17 protein-coding genes are annotated in these 20,407 nt (G+C 72.6%); 10 read left to right on the top strand and 7 right to left on the bottom strand.

Going from position 1 to position 20,407, the window contains the following annotated elements; translation table 11 throughout:
- Nucleotides 1–4: 4 nt before the first annotated feature.
- The gene (locus tag ACTHM3_RS08535) at nt 5–469 is read right to left on the bottom strand and encodes a universal stress protein (RefSeq protein ID WP_440405670.1); all 465 of its coding nucleotides are present in this window, start codon (nt 467–469) and stop codon (nt 5–7) included.
- A gap of 370 nt (nt 470–839) precedes the next feature.
- Between ACTHM3_RS08535 and ACTHM3_RS08530 the strand changes: the two genes are divergently transcribed.
- Entirely contained in the window at nt 840–1,325 is a 486-nt protein-coding gene (locus ACTHM3_RS08530; RefSeq protein ID WP_440405669.1) for an FBP domain-containing protein, read from the top strand.
- On the opposite strand, the gene ACTHM3_RS08525 is transcribed toward ACTHM3_RS08530, so the two are convergent.
- Nucleotides 1,291–2,352: a hypothetical protein gene (locus tag ACTHM3_RS08525; RefSeq protein WP_440405668.1), complete on the bottom strand. Its 1,062-nt coding sequence runs from the start codon at nt 2,350–2,352 to the stop codon at nt 1,291–1,293. The genes ACTHM3_RS08530 and ACTHM3_RS08525 overlap by 35 nt on opposite strands.
- Nucleotides 2,353–2,409: 57 nt before the next feature.
- Nucleotides 2,410–3,693: an ammonium transporter gene (locus tag ACTHM3_RS08520; protein WP_440405667.1), complete on the bottom strand. Its 1,284-nt coding sequence runs from the start codon at nt 3,691–3,693 to the stop codon at nt 2,410–2,412.
- Between the two features lie 185 nt (nt 3,694–3,878).
- Here ACTHM3_RS08520 and ACTHM3_RS08515 point away from each other — a divergent pair, with 185 nt between their 5' ends.
- On the top strand, nt 3,879–5,012 hold the full coding sequence (locus ACTHM3_RS08515) for a Na+/H+ antiporter NhaA (RefSeq protein WP_440405666.1): 1,134 nt from the start codon (nt 3,879–3,881) through the stop codon (nt 5,010–5,012).
- Here the strand turns inward: ACTHM3_RS08515 and zapE are convergent.
- Nucleotides 4,996–5,994 (bottom strand): cell division protein ZapE, encoded by a 999-nt coding sequence (gene zapE, locus ACTHM3_RS08510; RefSeq protein ID WP_440405749.1) that lies wholly within the window; start codon nt 5,992–5,994, stop codon nt 4,996–4,998. The genes ACTHM3_RS08515 and zapE overlap by 17 nt on opposite strands.
- A gap of 158 nt (nt 5,995–6,152) precedes the next feature.
- Between zapE and ACTHM3_RS08505 the strand changes: the two genes are divergently transcribed.
- The 3 genes from ACTHM3_RS08505 (at nt 6,153) to ACTHM3_RS08495 (ending at nt 8,109) form a co-directional block, all read left to right on the top strand.
- Nucleotides 6,153–7,046, top strand: a complete 894-nt coding sequence (locus tag ACTHM3_RS08505) for a sulfurtransferase (protein WP_440405665.1) — start codon at nt 6,153–6,155, stop codon at nt 7,044–7,046.
- A gap of 17 nt (nt 7,047–7,063) precedes the next feature.
- Nucleotides 7,064–7,501, top strand: a complete 438-nt coding sequence (locus ACTHM3_RS08500; protein ID WP_440405664.1) for a SufE family protein — start codon at nt 7,064–7,066, stop codon at nt 7,499–7,501.
- 74 nt (nt 7,502–7,575) lie between these two features.
- Nucleotides 7,576–8,109: a dihydrofolate reductase family protein gene (locus ACTHM3_RS08495; protein WP_440405663.1), complete on the top strand. Its 534-nt coding sequence runs from the start codon at nt 7,576–7,578 to the stop codon at nt 8,107–8,109.
- Here the strand turns inward: ACTHM3_RS08495 and ACTHM3_RS08490 are convergent.
- Entirely contained in the window at nt 8,034–9,254 is a 1,221-nt protein-coding gene (locus ACTHM3_RS08490) for an alpha/beta hydrolase family protein (protein WP_440405662.1), read from the bottom strand. The two genes, ACTHM3_RS08495 and ACTHM3_RS08490, sit on opposite strands and share 76 nt — an antisense overlap.
- Before the next feature lie 66 nt (nt 9,255–9,320).
- On the opposite strand from ACTHM3_RS08490, the gene ACTHM3_RS08485 reads away from it, so the two are divergent.
- From ACTHM3_RS08485 to ACTHM3_RS08470, 4 genes are all read left to right on the top strand, one after another.
- On the top strand, nt 9,321–9,914 hold the full coding sequence (locus tag ACTHM3_RS08485) for a DUF3000 domain-containing protein (protein WP_440405661.1): 594 nt from the start codon (nt 9,321–9,323) through the stop codon (nt 9,912–9,914).
- Complete coding sequence (locus ACTHM3_RS08480) at nt 9,907–11,139, top strand: ribonuclease D (RefSeq protein WP_440405660.1); 1,233 nt, start codon at nt 9,907–9,909, stop codon at nt 11,137–11,139. The genes ACTHM3_RS08485 and ACTHM3_RS08480 overlap by 8 nt, the downstream gene beginning before the upstream one ends.
- Before the next feature lie 112 nt (nt 11,140–11,251).
- Nucleotides 11,252–12,454 (top strand): thiolase family protein, encoded by a 1,203-nt coding sequence (locus tag ACTHM3_RS08475; protein ID WP_440405659.1) that lies wholly within the window; start codon nt 11,252–11,254, stop codon nt 12,452–12,454.
- Between the two features lie 2 nt (nt 12,455–12,456).
- Entirely contained in the window at nt 12,457–14,601 is a 2,145-nt protein-coding gene (locus tag ACTHM3_RS08470; RefSeq protein ID WP_440405748.1) for a 3-hydroxyacyl-CoA dehydrogenase NAD-binding domain-containing protein, read from the top strand.
- 98 nt (nt 14,602–14,699) lie between these two features.
- Here ACTHM3_RS08470 and ACTHM3_RS08465 read toward each other — a convergent pair whose 3' ends face one another.
- Nucleotides 14,700–16,187: an MDR family MFS transporter gene (locus ACTHM3_RS08465; RefSeq protein WP_440405658.1), complete on the bottom strand. Its 1,488-nt coding sequence runs from the start codon at nt 16,185–16,187 to the stop codon at nt 14,700–14,702.
- A 178-nt stretch (nt 16,188–16,365) separates the two neighbouring features.
- Complete coding sequence (gene dxs / locus ACTHM3_RS08460; RefSeq protein ID WP_440405657.1) at nt 16,366–18,306, bottom strand: 1-deoxy-D-xylulose-5-phosphate synthase; 1,941 nt, start codon at nt 18,304–18,306, stop codon at nt 16,366–16,368.
- 98 nt (nt 18,307–18,404) lie between these two features.
- On the opposite strand from dxs, the gene ACTHM3_RS08455 reads away from it, so the two are divergent.
- Nucleotides 18,405–20,402, top strand: coding sequence for an ArnT family glycosyltransferase (locus tag ACTHM3_RS08455; protein WP_440405656.1), 1,998 nt, complete (start codon nt 18,405–18,407; stop codon nt 20,400–20,402).
- Nucleotides 20,403–20,407 lie beyond the last annotated feature (5 nt).

Here is a 20,407-nt window from a genome sequence, read left to right as displayed (position 1 = left end):
GTGATCAGTGCACGACGAGGACGGGGCAGTGCGCGTGCTCGGCGACCGCAGCGCTGACCGAGCCGAGCAGGAGCTCCTGGAAGCCGCCGAGCCCCCGACTCCCGACGACGATCATGGCCGCGCGATCCGACGCGTGGACGAGCTCGCGCGCCGGCGACCCGTCGACCAGCTCGATGGAGACGCTGTCCGGGGGCGGACCGCCGTAGATCGCGCCGACCGCCTCCTCCGCCGCGCGTCGACTGTCGGCCAGCGCGCCCCACAGGTTGAGCACGAGCTCCCCCTTGCCGCTGAGGATCGAGTAGCGCCACGCGACGAGGACCACGAGCGGCAGGCCCAGCGCCTCGGCGAGGCTCCGCGCCTGCCGCAGTGCATCGGCCGAGGGGTCGGATCCGTCGAAGCCGACGATGACGGGTCGGGGCGAGGCGGATTCGGGCGACGCGGGCGTCGGCGACTCGGACGGCGGGGTCATCGGGCTCCTCCTGGTCGCGGGCACGCGGATGGCGCGGGAGGTCCGTGGACCCCTCGCGTCGCGACTCGCGTCACCGCCACCACCGTCGGCCCAAGCCGCCGGTGATGGTGATCCTCGCCGGTTCCTCTCGGATCCGACGTCTCGAGTGAACCGCGGCCGCACGCGGCCGGGAAGGGACCAAGGTCCCGCGACATGAGGTGGGCGGCGTAGCATCGGGGGCATGGTCCGCATTCCGTCGACGCCCGCGCGGCGTGAGGAGGTCGTCGGCGCCCACCGCGCCGGCTGCAGGTAGTCGTCCCGCGCCGCTCGGCGCATCCGACTCCCCGGCTCGTCCGTGAGCCGATCACCTCCATCGACAAGGACCCTCTCCATGCATGCCCTCGACGAGGCGCGGATCCGCGCCTCCTTCGTCAACGCCAGCCGCCGGGAGCGCGGCGACGCCCTTCTGCCCGATCTCTCCGACCTGTCATGGGATCGGCTCGACTACCTCGGCTGGCGCGATCCCAAGCAGCCGCTCCTCGGCTACGTCGTCGCGGAGCTCGACGACGGGCCGGTCGGCGTCCTGCTCCGGCAGGCCGAGCGCACGCCGCGGGCCCGGGCGCAGTGCTCGTGGTGCGAGGACGTGCGGCTCCCGAACGAGGTCGTCTTCTTCGCGGCGCGCCGGGCGGGAGCCGCCGGCCGTCGCGGCGACACGCTCGGCACGCTCGTCTGCTCCGGATTCGAGTGCTCGACGAACGTCCGCCGGATGCCGCCCCTCGCGTACGAGGGCTTCGACCGCGAGGCCGAGATCGCCCGGCGCATCGCGTCGCTGCAGCAGCGGGTCAGGGACTTCGCGGAGCGCGTCCGCGCCGACTGACCGGGCGCCGGCCGACCCGGCGTCCCCCGGCATACCGGAGCGCGAGCCAGACCGGGATCGAGAGGACCGCGGCGGCGGCCGCCACCGCCGCTGCGGCCTCCACGGGGACCGGGAGCGCGTCGATCTGAGCCGTGAACAGCACGCCGACGGCGTCGCCCGACACGACCGGCGCGAGCAGACCCACGAACGCAGCCGCGAGGACCGCACCGCCGGCGCGCGGCACGGATGATGTGCTCCGTCCGGCCACGCCGGCCGCGATCGCGGTGCCGAGCGCGCTCACCGCGAGGGAGAACGGCGGGGCGACCGTCGCGGCGCCGGCGAGCGTCGCGACCATCCCCACCATGGCCCCGAGGGCGAGGGAGCGGGCGACCGGTCGGTCCGCGCGGCGGAGGACGTCGATCAGCAGCCAGATAGCGGCCCCCACCGCGGGACCGACGGCTCCCGCGATCAGCAGCGTCGGCGTGTAGGCGTCGAGCGCCCCCTCCATCGCGGCGATCCACAGCACGGACGCGGCCCACACCGTCGCCCCGAGCAGGACCGACGCGCCCGTCGACAGCGCCGGCAGCCCCCGCCGAGCCCCGCGCGGCAGAAGCAGCGCCCCGAGCGCGACCACGGCGGGTCCCAGCGCGAGCGGCAGCGCACCGCCGAAGTCCTGCAGCTCGCACGGGAGACCGGCGCACCCCGCGGTGACGAGCAGCGGTCCGAGCGCGGTGACGGGGAGCACGACCACCCCCCACACGACCGGGACCAGCCAGCGCCGCCCCGGTCCGGCGCCCGCCGCATCGGCGGCGGCCAGCAGAAGCGCCATCACGACCGCGGCGGCCGAGGCGAGATCCACCAGGTAGGGCGCCCGCGCGGCACCGGTGACGAGCCCCAGCACTACCGTCTCGCCGCCGACGACGACCGACAGCGCCAGGAGCCGCCCTCCGGTTCCCTGCAGCCCCGGCAGCACCCGGAGCACCGCGACGGCGACCGCGATCATCGCCGCGACCCCGACCCAGGTGACGGCGGCGACCTCGGGCGTCATGCGGACACGCTACGGGGCGTCGCCTTCGAGAAGGCGACGCCCCGCGCGGGTGAGGCGCTACGCGTTGACGGGCTCGAGCTCGTACGCGCCCTCGCCGTGCACCGACGTGTCGACGCCGGCGACCTCGTCCTCGCTCTTGATCCGGAAGCCCATCGTCTTCTGGATGATCGTCCCGATGATGAAGGCCATCACGAAGCTGAAGATCATCACGCCGAAGGCGGCGACCGCCTGGACGCCGAGCTGCTTGAAGCTGCCGGTGTCGAGGAGGCCGATGCCCGAGCCGAAGATGCCGATGTAGAGCGTGCCGAACAGTCCGCCGATGAGGTGGATGCCCACGACGTCGAGCGAGTCGTCGAAGCCGAGCTTGAACTTGAGCTCGATCGCGATGCAGCACAGGGCCCCGGTCAGCAGGCCGAGGAGGATGCCCCAGCCGGGCGTCAGGATGTTACAGGCCGGGGTGATGGCGACGAGGCCCGAGACCGCGCCGGAGGCCGCACCGATCGAGGTCGGCTTGCCGTCCTTGATCTTCTCGACGATCAGCCAGCCGAGGGTCGCGGCGGCCGGGGCGGCGAGGGTGTTGATCCAGGCGATCGCGGCGACGCCGTCGACGGCCGCCTCCGAGCCGGAGTTGAACCCGAACCAGCCGAACCACAGCATCGCGGCACCGATGAGCGTCAGCGGCACGTTGTGCGGCTGGTTCATGCCCTTCTTGAAGCCGACCCGGCGGCCGAGCACCAGAGCGAGGGCGAGGCCCGCGGCGCCGGCGTTGATGTGGACCGCGGTGCCGCCCGCGAAGTCGTTCACGCCCAGCACCTTCGGGGCCCAGCCGTCGCTGAGGTTGAACACCCAGTACGCGACCGGGAAGTAGACGATCGTGACCCAGATGCCGGCGAAGACCATCCAGGCGCCGAACTTGGCGCGGTCGGCGATGGCGCCGGAGATGAGCGCGACGGTGATGATCGCGAAGGTCGCCTGGAAGCCGACGAACGCGAGGCCGCCGAGGTCCGGGCTCATCGCGCCGCCCTTGCCGATCCCGAGCAGGTGGGTGAGCCCGATCAGGTTGTTGGACGCGTCGAACGGGTTGCCGAGGAAGTGCGGGATGAGCGGGGTGCCGAACGCCAGGCCGTAGCCGTAGAGCATCCAGAGCACGCCGACGAGCGCGATCGCGCCGAAGCTCATCATCATCATGCTGATGACGCTCTTGGCCTTGACCATGCCGCCGTAGAAGAACGCGACGCCGGGGGTCATGAGCAGTACCAGCGCCGCGGCGACGAGCAGCCACAGCGAGTTGGTCGCCGTGATCGCGTCGGCCGCCGTCGGGGAGTCTGCGAAATGGAGCATGTTGCAGGTTCCTTCGTCTCGGGTCCGAGGCCGAGAGCCGGCTCGGGTACGGGTCAGTGTGGCGGGAGGCTGTTACCGCAGCGGGCCCCTCGTGTTTCGCGGTCGTTACAGGCCGCCCCCGGATGTGAACATCGTGTTTCGCGGCGCCGGGGAATCGCTCATCATGCGGCCGCCACAATGGACCCGTGGGGATTCTGCGCTCTGACCGCTTGGCCGCTGTGCTCCTCGTGCTCGCCGCCGCCGCCGGCCTCGTCCTCGCCAACTCGCCTGCCGGACCCGCGATGACCGGGCTGCGCGACGCGCACGTCGGCATCGCGTCCCTCGGGCTCGACCTCAGCGTCGGCCACTGGATCACGGACGGGCTCCTCGCGATCTTCTTCTTCCTCGCCGCCATCGAGCTGCGGCACGAGCTCACCCACGGCGAGCTCGACACCCCGCGCAAGGCGCTCGTCCCCGCGATCGCCGCTCTCGGCGGGGTCGCCGTCCCGGCGCTCGTCTACGTGCTCGTCGTGCGCGATCCCGCACTGCTCGGCGGATGGCCGATCCCGACCGCCACCGACATCGCGTTCGCGCTGGGGGTGCTCTCGCTCGCGGGTCGGGGGCTGCCGTCGCGGATCCGCGCGCTGCTGCTCGCCCTGGCGGTGCTCGACGACCTGGTCGCGATCCTGCTCATCGCGTTCTTCTTCACGCGGGAGCTGCACCCGGCGCCCCTTCTGCTGGCCGTCCCCGTCGTGGTCGCCTTCGGATTCCTCAGCACGCGCGTCCGCGGACGGCTCGCCCCGCTCGTCGTGGTGCTGCTCGTCGCGCTCGGGATCCTGACCTGGGCGCTCGTGCACGCGTCCGGGGTGCATGCGACGATCGCCGGCGTCGCACTGGGGCTCGCACTGTCGCCGCGGGTCGCGCAGCGCACTCGGCACGCCCTCGAGCCCTGGTCCAACGCGATCGTCCTGCCGCTGTTCGCCCTGACCGCATCGCTCGTCGTCATCCCGGCGGTCGGGATCGGCGCGCTCAGCCCCGCCTTCTGGGGCATCGCGATCGGCCTGCCGGCGGGCAAGCTCATCGGCATCACGGCCGGCGCGCTGCTCGGGGGGCTGCTCGTCGCGAAGTCGGCGCGCGCGCCGATCGGCGACGTCCTCGTGCTCGCCACCCTCGGCGGGATCGGCTTCACGGTGTCGCTGCTCATGAACGAGCTCGCCTTCTCGGGCGACGAGGCGGTGGCGACCGAGGGCACCCTCGCGGTGCTGTGCGGCTCGGCTGCGGCGGTCGTGATCGGAGCCGTCGTGACGCTCGCCCGCGCGCGGACTACGCGCCGGGTGTGACGCCCATGTTGGTCAGGGCGATGAGGCGCGAGGTGGCGCGCAGGTACTTCTTGCGGTAGCCGCCGCCGAGCATCTCGTCGCCGAACACCGCGTCGAGCGGCGTCCCCGTCGCGAGCACGCGCACCTGCGCGTCGTAGAGCCGGTCCACCATGGCGACGAAGCGCAGCGCGTCCGACTGGTCGGTGAGCGTCCGCACGTCGCGGATCCCGATCGCGTCGAGCCCGTCGACGAGCTTCACGTAGCGAGACGGGTGCACCTGCGACAGGTGGTGCAGCAGCGCCGGGAACTCGTCGGAGGTGACCGTGCCCGCCGCGGCGGCCGTGCCGAGCCGCTCCGCGAACGCGTCGTCGTCGAGGGCGACGGCGTGGCCCTCGATCTCGCGGCGGCGGTAGTCGAGGCCGTCGATCCGCACGATGTCGAAGCGGTCCGCGAGGGCGGAGATCTCGCGGAGGAAGTCGGCGGCGGCGAAGCGGCCCTCCCCGAGGGCGTTCGGCGGCGTGTTCGAGGTGGCCGCGATCCGCGTGCCGGAGGCGACCAGGTCACCGAGCAGCCGGCTCATCATCATCGTGTCGCCCGGGTCGTCGAGCTCGAACTCGTCGATCGCGAGCAGGCTGGCGCCCTTCAGCAGCTTCGCCGCCCCCGCGTAGCCGAGCGCGCCCACGAGCGCCGTGTACTCGATGAAGGTGCCGAAGTACTTCCGCCCGGGCGCGAGCTTCCAGAGCGCCGCCAGCAGGTGGGTCTTGCCGACGCCGAACCCGCCGTCCAGATAGATGCCGGGCTTCGCGGCCTGCTCCTTCGAACGACGACGCCCGAAGAGGCCCCCGCCCCCGTCCCGACGGTTCCACCCGTCCGCGAACGCGCGGACCTTCGCCACGGCCTCCGCCTGCGACGGGTAGTCGGGATCGGGCCGGTAGTTGTCGAGCGTCGCCTCGGTGAACTGGCGCGGCGGGGTCAGCGACGCCGCCAGATCCGCCCCGCTCATCTGCGGCGAGCGGTCGGCGAGCGAGGGCACGGAGAGCTGCTGCACGGAGGTCCTTCTGCACGCGGGTGGTGTGTCGAACTCTTACGGCACGGCAGCGGGCCCGGGCGTCGACTGCTTAGCCTGGAAGGCGGCTCCCAGCCTACGACAGGAGAACATTCATGACCGTCGAGCTCGACCAGGACCAGGCCCTGCAGGCCTTCGCGCATCCCGAGCGTCTCGTGACCACCGCGTGGCTCGCCGAGCACCTGGGCGAACCCGGTCTCGTGGTCGTGGAATCCGACGAGGACGTGCTGCTCTATGAGACCGGCCACATCCCGGGCGCCGTCAAGGTCGACTGGCACACCGACCTCAACGACCCGGTGACCCGCGACTACGTCGACGGCGCCGGGTTCGCGAAGCTCCTCGGCTCGCGCGGCATCGGCCGCGACACGACGGTCGTCCTCTACGGCGACAAGAACAACTGGTGGGCCGCCTACGCGCTCTGGGTGTTCTCGCTCTTCGGCCACGAGGACGTCCGGCTCCTCGACGGCGGCCGCGCCGCCTGGGAGGCCGAGGGGCGCGCGTACACGACCGAGGCGACCCCGGTCACTCCTGTCGACTACCCGGTCGTCGAGCGCGACGACTCCAAGATCCGCGCCTTCCGCGACGACGTGCTCGCCGGGCTCGGCACCGCCCGCCTCGTCGACGTCCGCTCGAACCCCGAGTACGTCGGCGACCGGACCACGGCCCCCGACTATCCGGAGGAGGGCGCGCTGCGCGCCGGCCACATCCCCACCGCGGCGAACGTGCCGTGGGCGCGCGCGGTCGCGGAGGACGGCCGCTTCAAGTCCGTCGACGAGCTCGGCGCGATCTACCGCGACGAGGTCGGCCTCCGCGGGGACGAGCCCGTCATCGCCTACTGCCGCATCGGCGAGCGCTCGAGCCACACCTGGTTCGTGCTGACGCACCTCCTCGGCCTGCCGGACGTGCGCAACTACGACGGCTCCTGGACGGAGTGGGGCAGCGCGGTGCGCGTGCCGATCGCCCGCAGCGCCGAGCCCGGCACGCTGTAGCTCGCTAGCCTGGAGGGATGGCCGAGACCCCGCTGCCGGCATCGCTCGCGTCGATCCGCGACGACTTCCTCGCGCTAGATCAGGGCGAGCGGCTGCAGCTGCTCCTCGAGTTCTCGCAGGCGCTGCCCGAGCTCGAGGAGCGCTACCGCGATCACCCCGACCTGCTGGAGCGCGTGGTCGAGTGCCAGTCCCCCGTGTTCCTGTTCGTCGAGGTGACCGAGGGCGTGGTGCGGATCAACGTCACCGCGCCGCGGGAGGCGCCGACGACGCGCGGCTTCGCCTCGATCCTGCACGAGGGTCTCGACGGCCTCACGGTGGACGAGGTGCTCACCGTCCCCGCCGACTACCCCCTGGAGCTCGGGCTCACCGAGGCGGTGAGCCCGCTCCGCATCCGCGGGATGATGGGGATGCTCGGCCGGATCCAGCGCCAGGTGCGCGAGAAGGCCGCCGCCTGAACACCGGGCGGCTGCCCGCCGACCGGGCGCGTCTGCGGGAGCTGTACGCGGCTCCCGCGCCGGACTGGATCCGGGTGAACCTCGTCGTGTCGCTCGACGGCAGCGCCGTGGGCCCGGACGGCACGTCGTCGTCCCTCACGACCGGGGCCGACCGGGCGGTCCTCGGGGCGATCCGCGCCGAGTCGGACGTCGTGCTCGTCGGCGCCGCGACCCTGCGCGCGGAGCCCCAGCTCGTCCCCCGGACCACGCCGCTCGCGGTGCTGTCGCGGTCGGGCCGCATCGGCTCCGCAGCGCTGCGCCCGGTCGACGTCGTGCTCGGAGCGCTGCCGGAGCGTCACGGCCGCATCGTCTGCGAGGGCGGCCCCTCGGTCGTCGCGCAGCTCCTCGACGCCGGTCTCGTCGATGAGATCTGTCTCACGACCGTGCCGCGGCTCGTCGGCGGCACCCCGCTCCCGCCCTTCGGCGGAGCCCGCACGCCCCGGTTGGAACTGCAGCACCTCCTGGTCGACAACGCCGGGGTGAGCTACGCCCGCTACGTCGTGCGCTCCGAGGACGGGAGCGCCGCGAGCCAGTCGCGGATCGCCCCCTCCCAGCGCTCGGGCTGGTAGTTCCAGAGCTTGGTGTGCCGGGCGACCTCGAACGGCACGAACGTCACGATGTCCGGCCGCGCGACGGCAAGCGCCCGGGAGGCCGTCGACGGCACGAACCCGTCGTCGTCGCTGTGCAGCAGCAGGATCGGCGTGTCCAGCTCGCGGGCGCGGCGGACGAAGTCCATGCGCTGCAGGTCGAGCGGCTCGGCGAGACCGGTGAGGATCCCGCCCCACCGCGAGCGGAACATCGCGAGCACCGGATAGCGCACGGCCGGTGGCAGGCGGCGCAGCGTGACCTGGAAGTCGAGGGTCGCGATCCAGTCGACCACCGGGGACTCGAGGACCACGCCCGTGACCCGGTCGCCGTAGAGCGAGCGGGTGAGGGCCTGCAGGACGGTGGCGCCGCCCATGGACCACCCCATGAGCACGATCTCCTCCGCGCCGTGGCTCAGCGCGTACCGCATCGCCGCCTCGACGTCGATCCACTCGCGATCCCCCAGCGCGTAGCGGTAGTCGGCGCTGCGCGGGGCCTCGCCGTCGTTGCGATAGCTGACGATGAGGGAGTCGTAGCCGGTCTCCCGGAACACGGGCACGGCCCGCAGCACCTCGCTGCGGCGCACGGCGCGCCCGTGCACGCCGATCATCCAACGTGTGGACGGCCGCGCCGAGTCGGCGGGGATCCGCCAGGCCGGTGCATCGCCGAGCGGCGTCGCGATCGCCACGTCCTCGAACGGGACGTCGAGATCGCCCGGCGTCAGGTAGAACCACCCGTTGAAGCGCCCGACCCGCGCCTCCCCGAGGTCGCCGAACTCGACCCCCAGCAGGCGTCGGGTGACGGTGGTCGCGGTCTGCGCCACGATCTCACCGACCCGCGCGTTGCCCGCGTCCTGGTCGAACCAGAAGCTGTAGACGCCGGGGAGCACGGAGTCGGGCGTGACCGAGAGCGTGATCAGCCGCCGCGTCGCGTCGACCCGCAGGATCCGCACATCCTCGGTGCGCCGCGACGGCGGCACGATGACCGCGCGGGCCACGAGCACCGTGATGGCCGCCGATCCCAGCGCTGCGGCGCTGAGGGCTCCCGCGACGCCGATCGCCGCGCCGACGGCGGCGCGCCGGGCACGCGGTCGCGGGGCGATGACCCCTCGCGGACCCCTCTGGCGCATCCCGCTCCCGCCGATTCGGCGGCGTGTTCCGCACGCGCCGCTCCCAGGGAAGCCTAATCTGCTGACGTGGCACAGACGTCCGGTCCCCTGGTGCCGGCCCCTTTCCGTGCCGCGCAGGAGGCGGTGCGCGCCGCGACGCTGCGGGAGGAGCTGGTCGTCGAGGAGATCGACGCCCCGGCCGGCCTCGCCCCCTTCGCGATCGCGCTCGCCGGCGACGTCCGCCCCGTGACCCACGGCGTGGACTCGCTGCTCGGCACCGGACGATTCGTGCTGCTCTACGACCCGGACGAGCCGGAGGCGTGGGGCGGCGGGTTCCGAGTCGTCTGCTTCGCGCAGGCGCCGCTCGAGACCGACATCGGGCTCGACCCGTTCGTCGCGGAGGTCGCCTGGTCGTGGCTGGTCGACGGCCTGGCCGCCCGCGGAGCCGCCTATCACGCCGCCTCGGGCACGGCAACCAAGGTCCTCTCCACCGGGTTCGGTGATCTCGCCGGGGCCACCGACAGCGCGCAGCTCGAGCTGCGCGCCTCGTGGAGCCCGGAGGGCGGCGATCTCGGGCAGCACGCGGCCGGATGGGGCGACCTGCTCTGCCTGCTGGCCGGGCTCCCCCCGACCGACGGGGCCGTCGGCCTGCTCCCGGGAGTGCGAGCGCTGCGTGACTGATCCCGCCACGCCCGCGCGCGAGCCGCTGCCGCACGCGGAGCTCCCCGTCATCGACACCCGCGAGGCCTTCGACGCGGCCGTCGCCGACCTCGCGGCCGGCTCCGGCCCGTTCGCCGTCGACGCCGAGCGCGCGTCCGGCTTCCGCTACTCGCAGCGCGCCTACCTCATCCAGGTCTACCGACGCGGCTCGACGGTCGCGCTCTTCGACCCGCCCGCGCTCGGCGACCTCGGCGCCCTGGCCGACGCGATGCGCGGCGAGGAGTGGATCCTGCACGCGGCCAGCCAGGACCTCGCATGCCTGCGCGAGGTGGGCCTCGACCCCGAGCGCATCTTCGACACCGAGCTCGGCGCCCGGCTCGCCGGCCTGCCGCGCGTCGGCCTCGGCACGGTCGTCGAGGACCTGCTCGGCATCCACCTGGCGAAGGAGCACTCGGCGGCCGACTGGTCGACCCGGCCGCTCCCCCAGAGCTGGCTCGTCTACGCCGCGCTCGACGTCGAGCTGCTCCCCGACCTCCGCGACGCCCTCGCCGCGATCCTCGACGAGCAGGGCAAGAACGAGATCGCGCGGCAGGAGTTCGACGCGGTGCTCGCACACCGGACCCCGGTGCGCGAGGAGCCGTGGCGGCGGCTCTCCGGGATCCACGCGATCCGGCAGGCACGCAACCTCGCCGTGGCGCGGGAGCTGTGGGAGGCGCGGGACGCGTACGCGCGGGAGATCGACACGGCCCCCGGCCGGCTCGTCCCCGATGCCGCCCTGACGGCCGCCGCGCGCGTCCTCCCGGCGAGCAAGCGGGAGCTCGCCGCGCTCAAGGAGTTCACCGGCCGCGCCAGCCGCAGTCAGATCGACCGGTGGTTCGCCGCCATCGAGGCGGGTCGCGCGACCACGGATCTGCCGCAGGTGCGGCCGCCGGGCGATGCACTGCCGCCGCCCCGGGTCTGGGGCGACAAGAACCCGGAGGCGGACGCGCGGCTCCGCGCCGCCCGGCCCGCGGTCGCCGAGGTCGCGGAGCGGCTCGGCCTCCCCGTCGAGAACCTCCTGACCCCGGACTACCTGCGCCGCGTCGCCTGGACGCCACCGAGCCCCGCGGATGCGGCCGGCCTCGCCGCAGCCCTGGCCGCGCTCGGGGCCCGGCCCTGGCAGGTTGAGGCAACCGCACAGGTGATCGCCGATGCCTTTGTCGCACCTCCCCAAACCGTCGGAGAGCCGTCGGAGGCCCCTTCGTAGGAAGGGTCAACGGACCCGGCGCCGTCGGAGGGCCCGACCTAGGGTCGGAGACGGGGCACGCGGAACGCTCTGCGCTCGCGCCCCGACCATCCGATCCTGATGTGGAGGCATCGTGGCCCAGACCCCTGATGTCGTCTTCGTAGACGGCGTCCGCACCCCCTTCGGCCGAGCCGGCGAGAAGGGCCAGTACTGGAAGACCCGCGGCGACGACCTGATCGTCAAGGCGACGATCGGGTTGCTCGAGCGCAACCCGAACCTGCCGAAGGACCGCGTCGACGACATCGCGATCGCGGCGACCTCGCAGACCGGCGACCAGGGCCCGACCATCGGCCGCAGCGTCGGCATCCTCGCCGGGCTGCCGCAGAGCGTGCCCGGATATGCCGTCGACCGCATGTGCGCCGGCGCCATGACGACCGTCACGACCATCGCGGGCGCGATCGCATTCGGGGCGTACGACATCGGCATCGCGGGCGGCGTCGAGCACATGGGCCACCACCCGATGGGCGAGGGCCTCGACCCGAACCCGCGCTTCGTCGCCGAGAACCTGGTCGCCGCGGACGCGCTCAACATGGGCAACACCGCGGAGCGCCTGCACGACCGGTTCCCGCAGCTCACCAAGGAACGCTCCGACCACTTCGCGATGCGCAGCCAGCAGAAGCTCGAGGTCGCGTACCAGGCGGGGAAGATCCAGCCCGACCTGATCCCCGTGGCCATCCCGTCCGACCAGGGCTGGGGCCTCGCGACCGAGGACCAGGGCCGTCGCCCCGAGACGACGATGGAGATCCTCGCCGGTCTGAAGCCGTCGTTCCGCCCGCACGGGCGCGTCACCGCGGGCAACGCGTCGCCGCTGACCGACGGCGCGACGGTGTCGCTCATCGCCTCGGCCGCCGCGGCCGAGGAGCTCGGCCTCGGCGCCAAGATGCGCATGGTCTCCTTCGCCTTCGCGGGCGTCGAGCCGGAGGTCATGGGCATCGGACCGATCCCGTCGACCGAGAAGGCCCTCCGCAAGGCCGGCCTCACGATCGACGACATCGGCCTGTTCGAGCTCAACGAGGCGTTCGCCGTGCAGGTCCTGTCGCTGCTCGACCACTTCGGCATCGACGACGACGACCCCCGGGTCAACGTGTGGGGCGGAGCGATCGCCATCGGCCACCCGCTCGCCTCCTCCGGCGTCCGCCTCATGATCCAGCTGGCGCGCCAGTTCGAGGAGCGTCCCGACGTGCGCTACGGCCTGACAGCGATGTGCGTCGGACTCGGCCAGGGCGGCTCCGTGATCTGGGAGAACCCGCACTACGACGGCAAGAAGGGCAAGTGAGCATGGCCGGAACCGTGACCCCCGACTTCGGGAAGCTCCTCTCTCTCGACCCCGACGAGGTCGTCACCCACTCCTTCGTCCGTGACGTCCGACTGCCGAGCGGGCGCACGATCGCCCTCATCACCCTCGACAACGGCCGCGACTACACGCGTCCCAACACCCTGGGGCCGGCCTCGCTCCACGAGCTGTCGCAGAACCTCGACGCCCTCACCGCCCAGGCGGGCGCGAAGGAGATCGACGGCGTCGCGGTGATCGGCAAGCAGTTCAACTTCGCCGCGGGAGCAGACCTCAGCAAGGTGGGCCAGATCCCGGACCGCGAGACGGGCCTGCTCATGGCGCAGCTCGGGCACGCGACGCTCCGCAAGCTCTCCGAGCTCGGCGTGCCGTCGTTCGTGTTCTACAACGGCCTCGCGCTCGGCGGCGGCGTGGAGATCGGCCTCCACGCCACGTACCGCACGGTCGACTCGTCGGTGCCGGCCTTCGGGCTGCCCGAGGTCATGCTGGGGATCATCCCCGGCTGGGGCGGCGCATACCTCCTGCCGAACCTCATCGGCATCGAGGAGGCGCTCAAGGTCATCGAGTCGAACTCGCTGCGCCGCAGGTTCCTCCGCGGGCCGGAGGTCTTCGAGCTCGGCATCGCCGACGCGATGTTCGCTCCGGCGAACTTCCTCGAGGACTCGCTGAAGTGGGCCGACGGCGTGCTGTCCGGCGCCGTCAAGGTGAAGCGCAAGAACGAGCCCGGCAAGCTCGAGCGCCTCACCAAGTGGGACATCGCGGTGGGGATCGCCGAGAAGCAGCTCAAGGAGGCGGTCGGCCCGACTCCGCAGAGCCCCTACCGGGCGCTCGCCCTCATCAAGGCCGCGAAGAACGCCGACAAGACGAGCGCGTTCGCCGCCGAGGACGAGGCGCTGGCCGACCTCATCTCGGGCGACCAGTTCCGCGCGAGCGCGTACGCCTTCGACCTCACGCAGAAGCGGGCCAAGCGGCCCGCCGGCGCCCCCGACAAGGGGCTCGCGCGCACGGTCACGAAGGTCGGCATCCTCGGGGCAGGGCTCATGGCCTCGCAGTTCGCGTTCCTCTTCGTCCGCCGCCTGCAGGTCCCGGTCGTGATCACCGACCTCGACCAGGAGCGGGTCGACAAGGGCCTCGGCTACATCCGCGACCACATCGACGAGCGCCTCGCCAAGGGCCGCATCTCGTCCGACGAGGCGAACCGCCTGAAGGCGCTCGTCACCGGCACCACCGACAAGGCCGACTTCGCCGACTGCGACTGGGTCATCGAGGCCGTGTTCGAGGAGGTCGGCGTCAAGCAGAAGGTCTTCGGCGAGGTGGAGCAGCACATCGCGGAGGACGCGATCCTCGCGACCAACACGTCGTCGCTGTCGGTCGACGAGATCGGCGCGAAGCTCGCCCACCCCGAGCGGCTCGTCGGATTCCACTTCTTCAACCCCGTGGCGGTCATGCCGCTCATCGAGGTCGTGAAGGCGCCGAAGACGGACGACCGGGCGCTCGCCACGGCGATGGAGATCGCCAAGCGGCTCGGCAAGAACGCCATCATCACGAAGGACACCCCCGGCTTCATCGTCAACCGAATCCTCGCCAAGGTGCTCGGGGAGTCGATGCACGCGGTCGAGCAGGGCACGCCCTTCGACACCGTGGTGGAGGCGGTGCGGCCGTTCGGGCTGCCGATGGACCCCTACGTGCTCCTGGAGCTCGTCGGCCTGCGCGTCGGCGCGCACGTGCTCGACACGCATCACGCGGCGTTCCCGGACCGCTTCTTCGCCTCCCCCGCGCTCGACGAGCTCGCCGACTACGGCCACATCATCGAGAAGGACGCGAAGGGCCGCAAGAGGGGCTACGACCCGAAGGCGCTCGAGATCGTCAAGAAGCACATCCCGACGGACGCGACGCCGTTCACGGCGGACCAGTTCCGGACGCGCCTCGAGGACGGCCTCGCCGACGAGATCCACCGGATGCTGGAGGACGGCGTCGTCGCGGCGGCCGAGGACATCGACCTCGCGATGATCCTCGGGGCCGGCTGGCCGTTCATCATGGGCGGCGCGACGCCGTACCTCGACCGGGTGGGCGCGAGCGAGCGCGCATTCGGCGACACGTTCCACCACCCGCCGATCCGCGGCGTCGCCTGACCCGGCGCGGGTCGAGGAGGCGCGGAGCGCCGTATCGAGACCTCCCCGGATGACGACGGGAGGTCTCGATACGCGCCGTCGGCGCTCCTCGACCCGCGTCAGTGGTTCGCGATCGGAGCGCCGTCCGCGGGGAGCGATCTCGGCGCCCGCACGAAGAATGCGATGACGATCGGCACGAGCGACACGAACGCGCCGAACAGGAACGCCCAGTGCACGCCCTCCATGAGCTGCGACGGCGTGGTGTCCTGCGGATCCGTGCTGCCGGCTGCGGCGCTGCCCGCTGCGAGCAGGGCGATGAAGACGGCGGTGCCCGCCGCCCCCGCGACCTGCTGGAGCGTGGTCAGCGTCGCGCTGCCGTGCGAGTACAGGTGCGGCGGCAGCGCCGAGGTGCTCACCGTGAAGAGCACGGTGAACAGGATGCCGAGGCCCACGCTGAGGACGATGTGCGGCAGCAGGATGAACCACACCGACATCCCCTGGTTCAGCATCGCGAGCCCCCAGAATCCGAGGCTCACGAGCACCGCGCCCGGCACCAGCAGCGGTCGCGTGCCGTAGCGGTCGTAGATCCGACCCACGAACGGCCCGATCAGGCCCATGATGAGCCCGCCGGGCAGCAGGACGAGTCCGCTGACGAGGACGTCCGAGTGCAGGACGTTCTGCGCGTAGAACGGGAGCACGATGACAGTGCCGAACAGCGACACCATCATGATGACGAACATCACGATCGTGATCGAGAAGGTCGGCGACCGGAAGGTGCGGAGGTCCAGCAGCGCGGCGTCGCGGCGCTGCAGGACCAGCTGCCGGACCACGAACAGCACGAGGAAGGCGGCGCCGACCGCGATCGGGATCCAGGGAGCGACGAGCGCGTCGCCCTCGGCGCTCGCCCCGAGGCCGCTCAGACCGTACACGAGGCCGCCGAACGCGAACGCCGAGAGGATCACCGAGAGCACGTCGAGCGGCGACCGGCGCGGCTCCGAGATGTTCGGCACGCGGAGGATGCCGACGACGAGCGCCGCGGCCGCGATCGGGAGCACGATCCAGAAGATGAACCGCCAGCTCAGCGCATCCACGATGAGCCCGGAGACGGCGGGGCCGATCGCGGGCGCGACGGACATCACGATCGAGATGCGGCCCATCATCCGGCCGCGATCGGAGAGCGGGACGAGCGTCAGCACCGTCGTCATCAGCAGCGGCATCATGATCGCCGTGCCGGACGCCTGGACGACGCGGCCGATCAGCAGCACACCGAACGTCGGTGCGACGGCGGCGAGCAGGGTCCCCGCGACGAAGAGCGACATCGCCGTGATGAAGACGGGCCGGGTGTTGAGCCGCTGGAGCAGCCACCCCGTCACGGGGACGACGATCGCCGCCGTCAGCGCGAACGCGGTCGTCAGCCACTGACCGGCGCTCGGCGTGACCCGGAAGTCGGCGATGATCTTCGGCACCGCGACGCTCATGATCGTCTCGTTGAGGAAGACGACGAACACCGAGACGAGCAGCAGGACGATCGCCACGCGATTGCGCGAGGCGATCGCCTGGTCGACCGGTGAGCTGGGCGGAGCGGCCTGGACGGCGGCGTCGGTCATGGTTCCTCCGGGGCGAGGGTGGTCGATGATTCAGGCCATGCCGGTGAGCCGGCGACCGATGTGAACGGTGTCCACATTAGCGAGAGCCACCGACATCCGGGTAGGCGCTCGGCTCTGCCCTGAGTGAAATCCGGAGGAACGCGCGACTCTTCCCGCCGCCGCGCGTCGACGTGCGACGTCAGAGCCGCCGGTCGACCGGCTCGGTGGTCTGCTCCTCGGGGAGCGGCCGCGCGATCGGCAGCCGCTGGCCGAGCACCTGGGCGACGATGTCGCGCGCGATCTGCTGATCGGTGAGCCCGACGCCCGCGAGGATCTCGTCGCGCGACCCGTGCGGCAGGAACTGGTCCGGCAGCCCGAGCTCGTCGACCGCCGTGTCGACGCCCGCGGCGCGCAGGTCCTGGCGGATCCGGGTGCCGATCCCGCCGACCCGGATGCCGTCCTCGATCGAGACGACGAGCCGGTGCTGCGCCGCGAGCTCCACGATCCCGGCGGGCACGGGCGCGACCCAGCGCGGGTCGACGACCGTGGCGCCGATCCCCTGCGCGGCGAGCCGCTCGGCGACCTTCATGCCGATCTCGGCCATGGGGCCGACGGTGACGATGAGCACGTCGCGGTGCGGCGCCTCCCGCAGAACGTCGACGCCCGAGGCGTCGCGGCGCACCGCGTCGAACTCGTTGCCGACAGTGCCCTTCGAGTACCGCAGGACCGTGGGCGCGTCCTGGACCGCGACGGCCTCCCCGAGCTCCTCGCGCAGCCGCGACGCGTCGCGGGGCGCGGCGATCCGCACGTTCGGCACCGCCTGGAGGATCGCGAGGTCCCACATGCCGTGGTGGCTCGCGCCATCCGGCCCGGTCACACCGGCACGGTCGAGCACGAACGTGACGCCCGCGCGGTGCAGGGCGACGTCCATGAGGATCTGGTCGAAGGCGCGGTTCACGAAGGTCGCGTAGAGCGCGACGACGGGATGGAGCCCGCCGAACGCCAGCCCTGCGGCGCTCGTCACGGCGTGCTGCTCGGCGATGCCGACGTCGAAGACGCGTCCGGGGTGCTTCTCGGCGAAGCGGTGGAGGCCGGTCGGCCGCAGCATCGCGGCCGTGATGCCGACGATCCGCGGGTCGCGGTCGGCCAGCTCGACGATCTCGTCCGCGAACACGCTCGTCCACGAGGGGCGGCTCGCGTGCTCGATCGGCTCCCCGGTCTCCGGGTCGATCTGGCCGACCGCGTGGACCTGGTCGGCGACGTCGGCCACCGCGGGCTCGTAGCCGTGCCCCTTCTCGGTGATGACGTGCACGAGCACCGGGGCGCCGTAGTCCTTCGCCTGCTGGAGGGCGAGCTGGAGAGCCCCCAGGTCGTGCCCGTGCACCGGCCCGATGTACTTGATGTCGAGGTTCGAGTAGAGCGCCTCGTTGTTGGTGAACCGCGAGAGGAAGCCGTGGGCGCCGCCGCGGACGCCGCGGTAGACCGCGCGCCCGACCGGCCCGAACTTCGCGAACACCTTCTCGCTCGTGCGGTAGAGGTCGCGATAGGCGGGGCGGGTGCGCACCGAGTTGAGGAACCGCGCCATCCCGCCGATGGTCGGCGCGTAGGACCGGCCGTTGTCGTTGACGACGATCACCAGGCGACGCGAGTTGTCGTCGGTGATGTTGTTGAGGGCCTCCCACGTCATCCCGCCGGTCAGCGCGCCGTCGCCCACGACGGCGACCACGTGGCGGTCCCTCTGGCCCGTCATCGCGAAGGCGCGGGAGATGCCGTCCGCCCAGCTGAGCGAGCTCGAGGCGTGCGACGACTCGACGATGTCGTGCACCGACTCGGCGCGCTGCGGGTAGCCGGCGAGTCCCCCCGACATCCGCAGCCGGCTGAAGTCGTGCCGGCCGGTGACCAGCTTGTGCACGTAGCTCTGGTGGCCGGTGTCGAACACGATCGCGTCGCGCGGCGAGTCGAACACGCGGTGGATGGCGAGCGTCAGCTCGACGACGCCGAGGTTCGGGCCGAGGTGGCCGCCGGTCTTGGAGACCTCGGCGACCAGGAAGCGACGGATCTCCCCGGCGAGCTCCTCGAGCTGCTCGGGAGACAGGCGGTCGAGATCACGGGGATGCTGGATCCCGTCGAGCAACGACATGCCTCGACTCTAAGCCGCGGCGCCCGCGCGGCGCGGGCGCGCGACGCGATGGGGCGATTCTCAGAGCGGTCTTGCGGCTGATCGGCTCGACTCGGGGCGTGAGCAGCCCCGACCTCCGCTCGCGCCTGGCGCTCTGGCGCGGGCGGCCGCTCGGCGCCCGGATGGGCCTCGTCGCCGCCGTCGTCCTCGGCGTCCTGTTCTTCACCTGGAACATCGGCGAGAGCGGTCTGTCGACCTACTACGCCGCCTCCGCCGTGAGCATGGCCGGTTCGCCGCACGACCTCTTCGTCGGCGCGCTCGACCGCGCGGGGACCACCACCCTCGACAAATTGTCCGGATTCCTCGTGCCCCAGGCGCTCGCGATCCGCCTGTTCGGCGTCCACGCCTGGGCGCTGTCCCTTCCCCAGGCCGTCGAGGGCGCCGTCACCATCGTCGCGGCCTACGCCCTCGGGATGCGCTGGCGAGGGCCCGCCCTGGCGGTCGCGGCCGCGCTCGGCACGGCCTTCACGCCCATGCTGGCCGCGATGTTCGGCCGCCCCATGGAGGACGGCCTGCTCACGATGGCGAGCGTCCTGGCGGTGCTGGCGGCGCAGCGCGGCGCGATCACGGGGCACGTTCGCTGGTTCGCGGTCGCTGCGCTCTGGGTCGCGATCGGGTTCCAGGCCAAGATGCTGCAGGCCTGGTTCGTCGTGCCGGCGGTCCTGGCCCTCGCACTCCTGGCGCTCCCCGGGTCGCGCGGGAGACGGACGATCGTCGCGCTCGCGACCGGAGCGCTCACCGTCGGCCTCTCGCTCTCCTGGGTGGTGGCGATCTCGCTGCTCCCCGCGGGGCAGCGCCCCTACGCCGACGGCACCACCGACGGGTCGCTCCTCTCGATGGTCTTCGGCTACAACGGTGCCGACCGGATCGTGCCCGGCCTCGTCCCCGGCAGCGTGCCGCAGCTGGGCGGGCACGGGGTCCAGTTGCAGACGCGGCTGGAGGACGCCGCGCACAGCCCGCTGAAGCTGCTGCTGCCGCAGCTGGCGACCCAGATCGGCTGGCTGTACCCGCTCGCCCTCGCGGGGGCCGTCCTGCTGGTCCTGCTCGCCGTCCCATCCGCGCGGCGCCGGCTCCCGGCCGTCGTCACGGAGGCCGCCCCGGCGACCGCGGAGCAGCGCGGCATGACCGCCGCGCTGCTTCTCTGGGTCGCGGTGACGGCACTCATCCTGACCGTCGCCGCGGTGCCGCACGCCACCTACTTCGCGCCGATCGCCGTGCCCCTCGTCCTGCTCGCGGGGTTCGCGGGACTCCTCGGAGCGAGGATCGCGCGGCGGTCCGGCCGCCGGGGGCGGCTCGCGGTCGCCGGTGTCGTCCTCCTGCAGACGGTGTGGGCGGTCGTCGTCATTCTCGGCGGTCCCGTCCCCCTCCGCGGACTGGCGGTCGCCGTCGGGGTCGCCGGCGCGGCCGCCGCGGTGCTGCTCGCGATGTCCGCGCCCCGGGGTCGGGAGTGGCGCACGGTCGCCGTCGCCGGGCTGTGCGCCGTGGCGGTGGGCCTTGCGCCCGTCGTCTGGTCGTCGGCGACCCTGCTGCCGGGCGGCGGCGGGAGCGCGAGCGACGCCTACGCCGGCCCCCGGATCGTCGAGCCGGGGACGGGCAGGCACGTCGAGGCCCGGACGATCCCGGCTCCCGCGTCCTCGACCCGGCTGCATCTCGCGATCCGGCCGCCGTTCACGGTGCCGCCGGACCCGCGGCTGACGCCGGAGCAGCGTCGGCTCGTCGCCTACGTGCGAGGCCACGACGGCACGGGACGCGAGCTGTTCGCGACCGACTCGATGCCGATCGCGGTCAGCATCATCCTCGAGACGCACGACGACGCGATCCCGATGGGCGGCTTCTCGCACCAGGCGCCGACCCCGAGCCTCTCCGATCTGCGCGCGCTCCTCGACCGGCACGAGATCCGGTACGTGCTGCTCATCGACGCGTCGGCGTCGCTGCCGCCGAACCCGGTGGTGCAGCGGGACCGCGACTGGGTCCGCTCGGCCTGCCGCCCGGTGCTCCGCGGCCGCTTCCGCGCCGACTCGCTCGAGCACCAGACGCTCTACGACTGCCGCGCCTGACCGGT

The organism is Pseudolysinimonas sp., assembly GCF_051954455.1.
Taxonomy (GTDB): domain Bacteria; phylum Actinomycetota; class Actinomycetes; order Actinomycetales; family Microbacteriaceae; genus Pseudolysinimonas.
Note: the sequence above shows the minus strand (reverse complement) of the source record. Positions and strands in the feature narration are given on the sequence as shown.

Coding starts and splice junctions, on each gene's coding strand:
- ACTHM3_RS08535 (WP_440405670.1), bottom strand. CDS start 469: ATGACCCCGCCGTCCGAGTCGCCGACGCCCGCGTCGCCCGAATCCGCC.
- ACTHM3_RS08530 (WP_440405669.1), top strand. CDS start 840: ATGCATGCCCTCGACGAGGCGCGGATCCGCGCCTCCTTCGTCAACGCC.
- ACTHM3_RS08525 (WP_440405668.1), bottom strand. CDS start 2,352: ATGACGCCCGAGGTCGCCGCCGTCACCTGGGTCGGGGTCGCGGCGATG.
- ACTHM3_RS08520 (WP_440405667.1), bottom strand. CDS start 3,693: ATGCTCCATTTCGCAGACTCCCCGACGGCGGCCGACGCGATCACGGCG.
- zapE (WP_440405749.1), bottom strand. CDS start 5,994: ATGAGCGGGGCGGATCTGGCGGCGTCGCTGACCCCGCCGCGCCAGTTC.
- ACTHM3_RS08505 (WP_440405665.1), top strand. CDS start 6,153: ATGACCGTCGAGCTCGACCAGGACCAGGCCCTGCAGGCCTTCGCGCAT.
- ACTHM3_RS08500 (WP_440405664.1), top strand. CDS start 7,064: ATGGCCGAGACCCCGCTGCCGGCATCGCTCGCGTCGATCCGCGACGAC.
- ACTHM3_RS08490 (WP_440405662.1), bottom strand. CDS start 9,254: ATGCGCCAGAGGGGTCCGCGAGGGGTCATCGCCCCGCGACCGCGTGCC.
- ACTHM3_RS08470 (WP_440405748.1), top strand. CDS start 12,457: ATGGCCGGAACCGTGACCCCCGACTTCGGGAAGCTCCTCTCTCTCGAC.
- ACTHM3_RS08465 (WP_440405658.1), bottom strand. CDS start 16,187: ATGACCGACGCCGCCGTCCAGGCCGCTCCGCCCAGCTCACCGGTCGAC.
- dxs (WP_440405657.1), bottom strand. CDS start 18,306: ATGTCGTTGCTCGACGGGATCCAGCATCCCCGTGATCTCGACCGCCTG.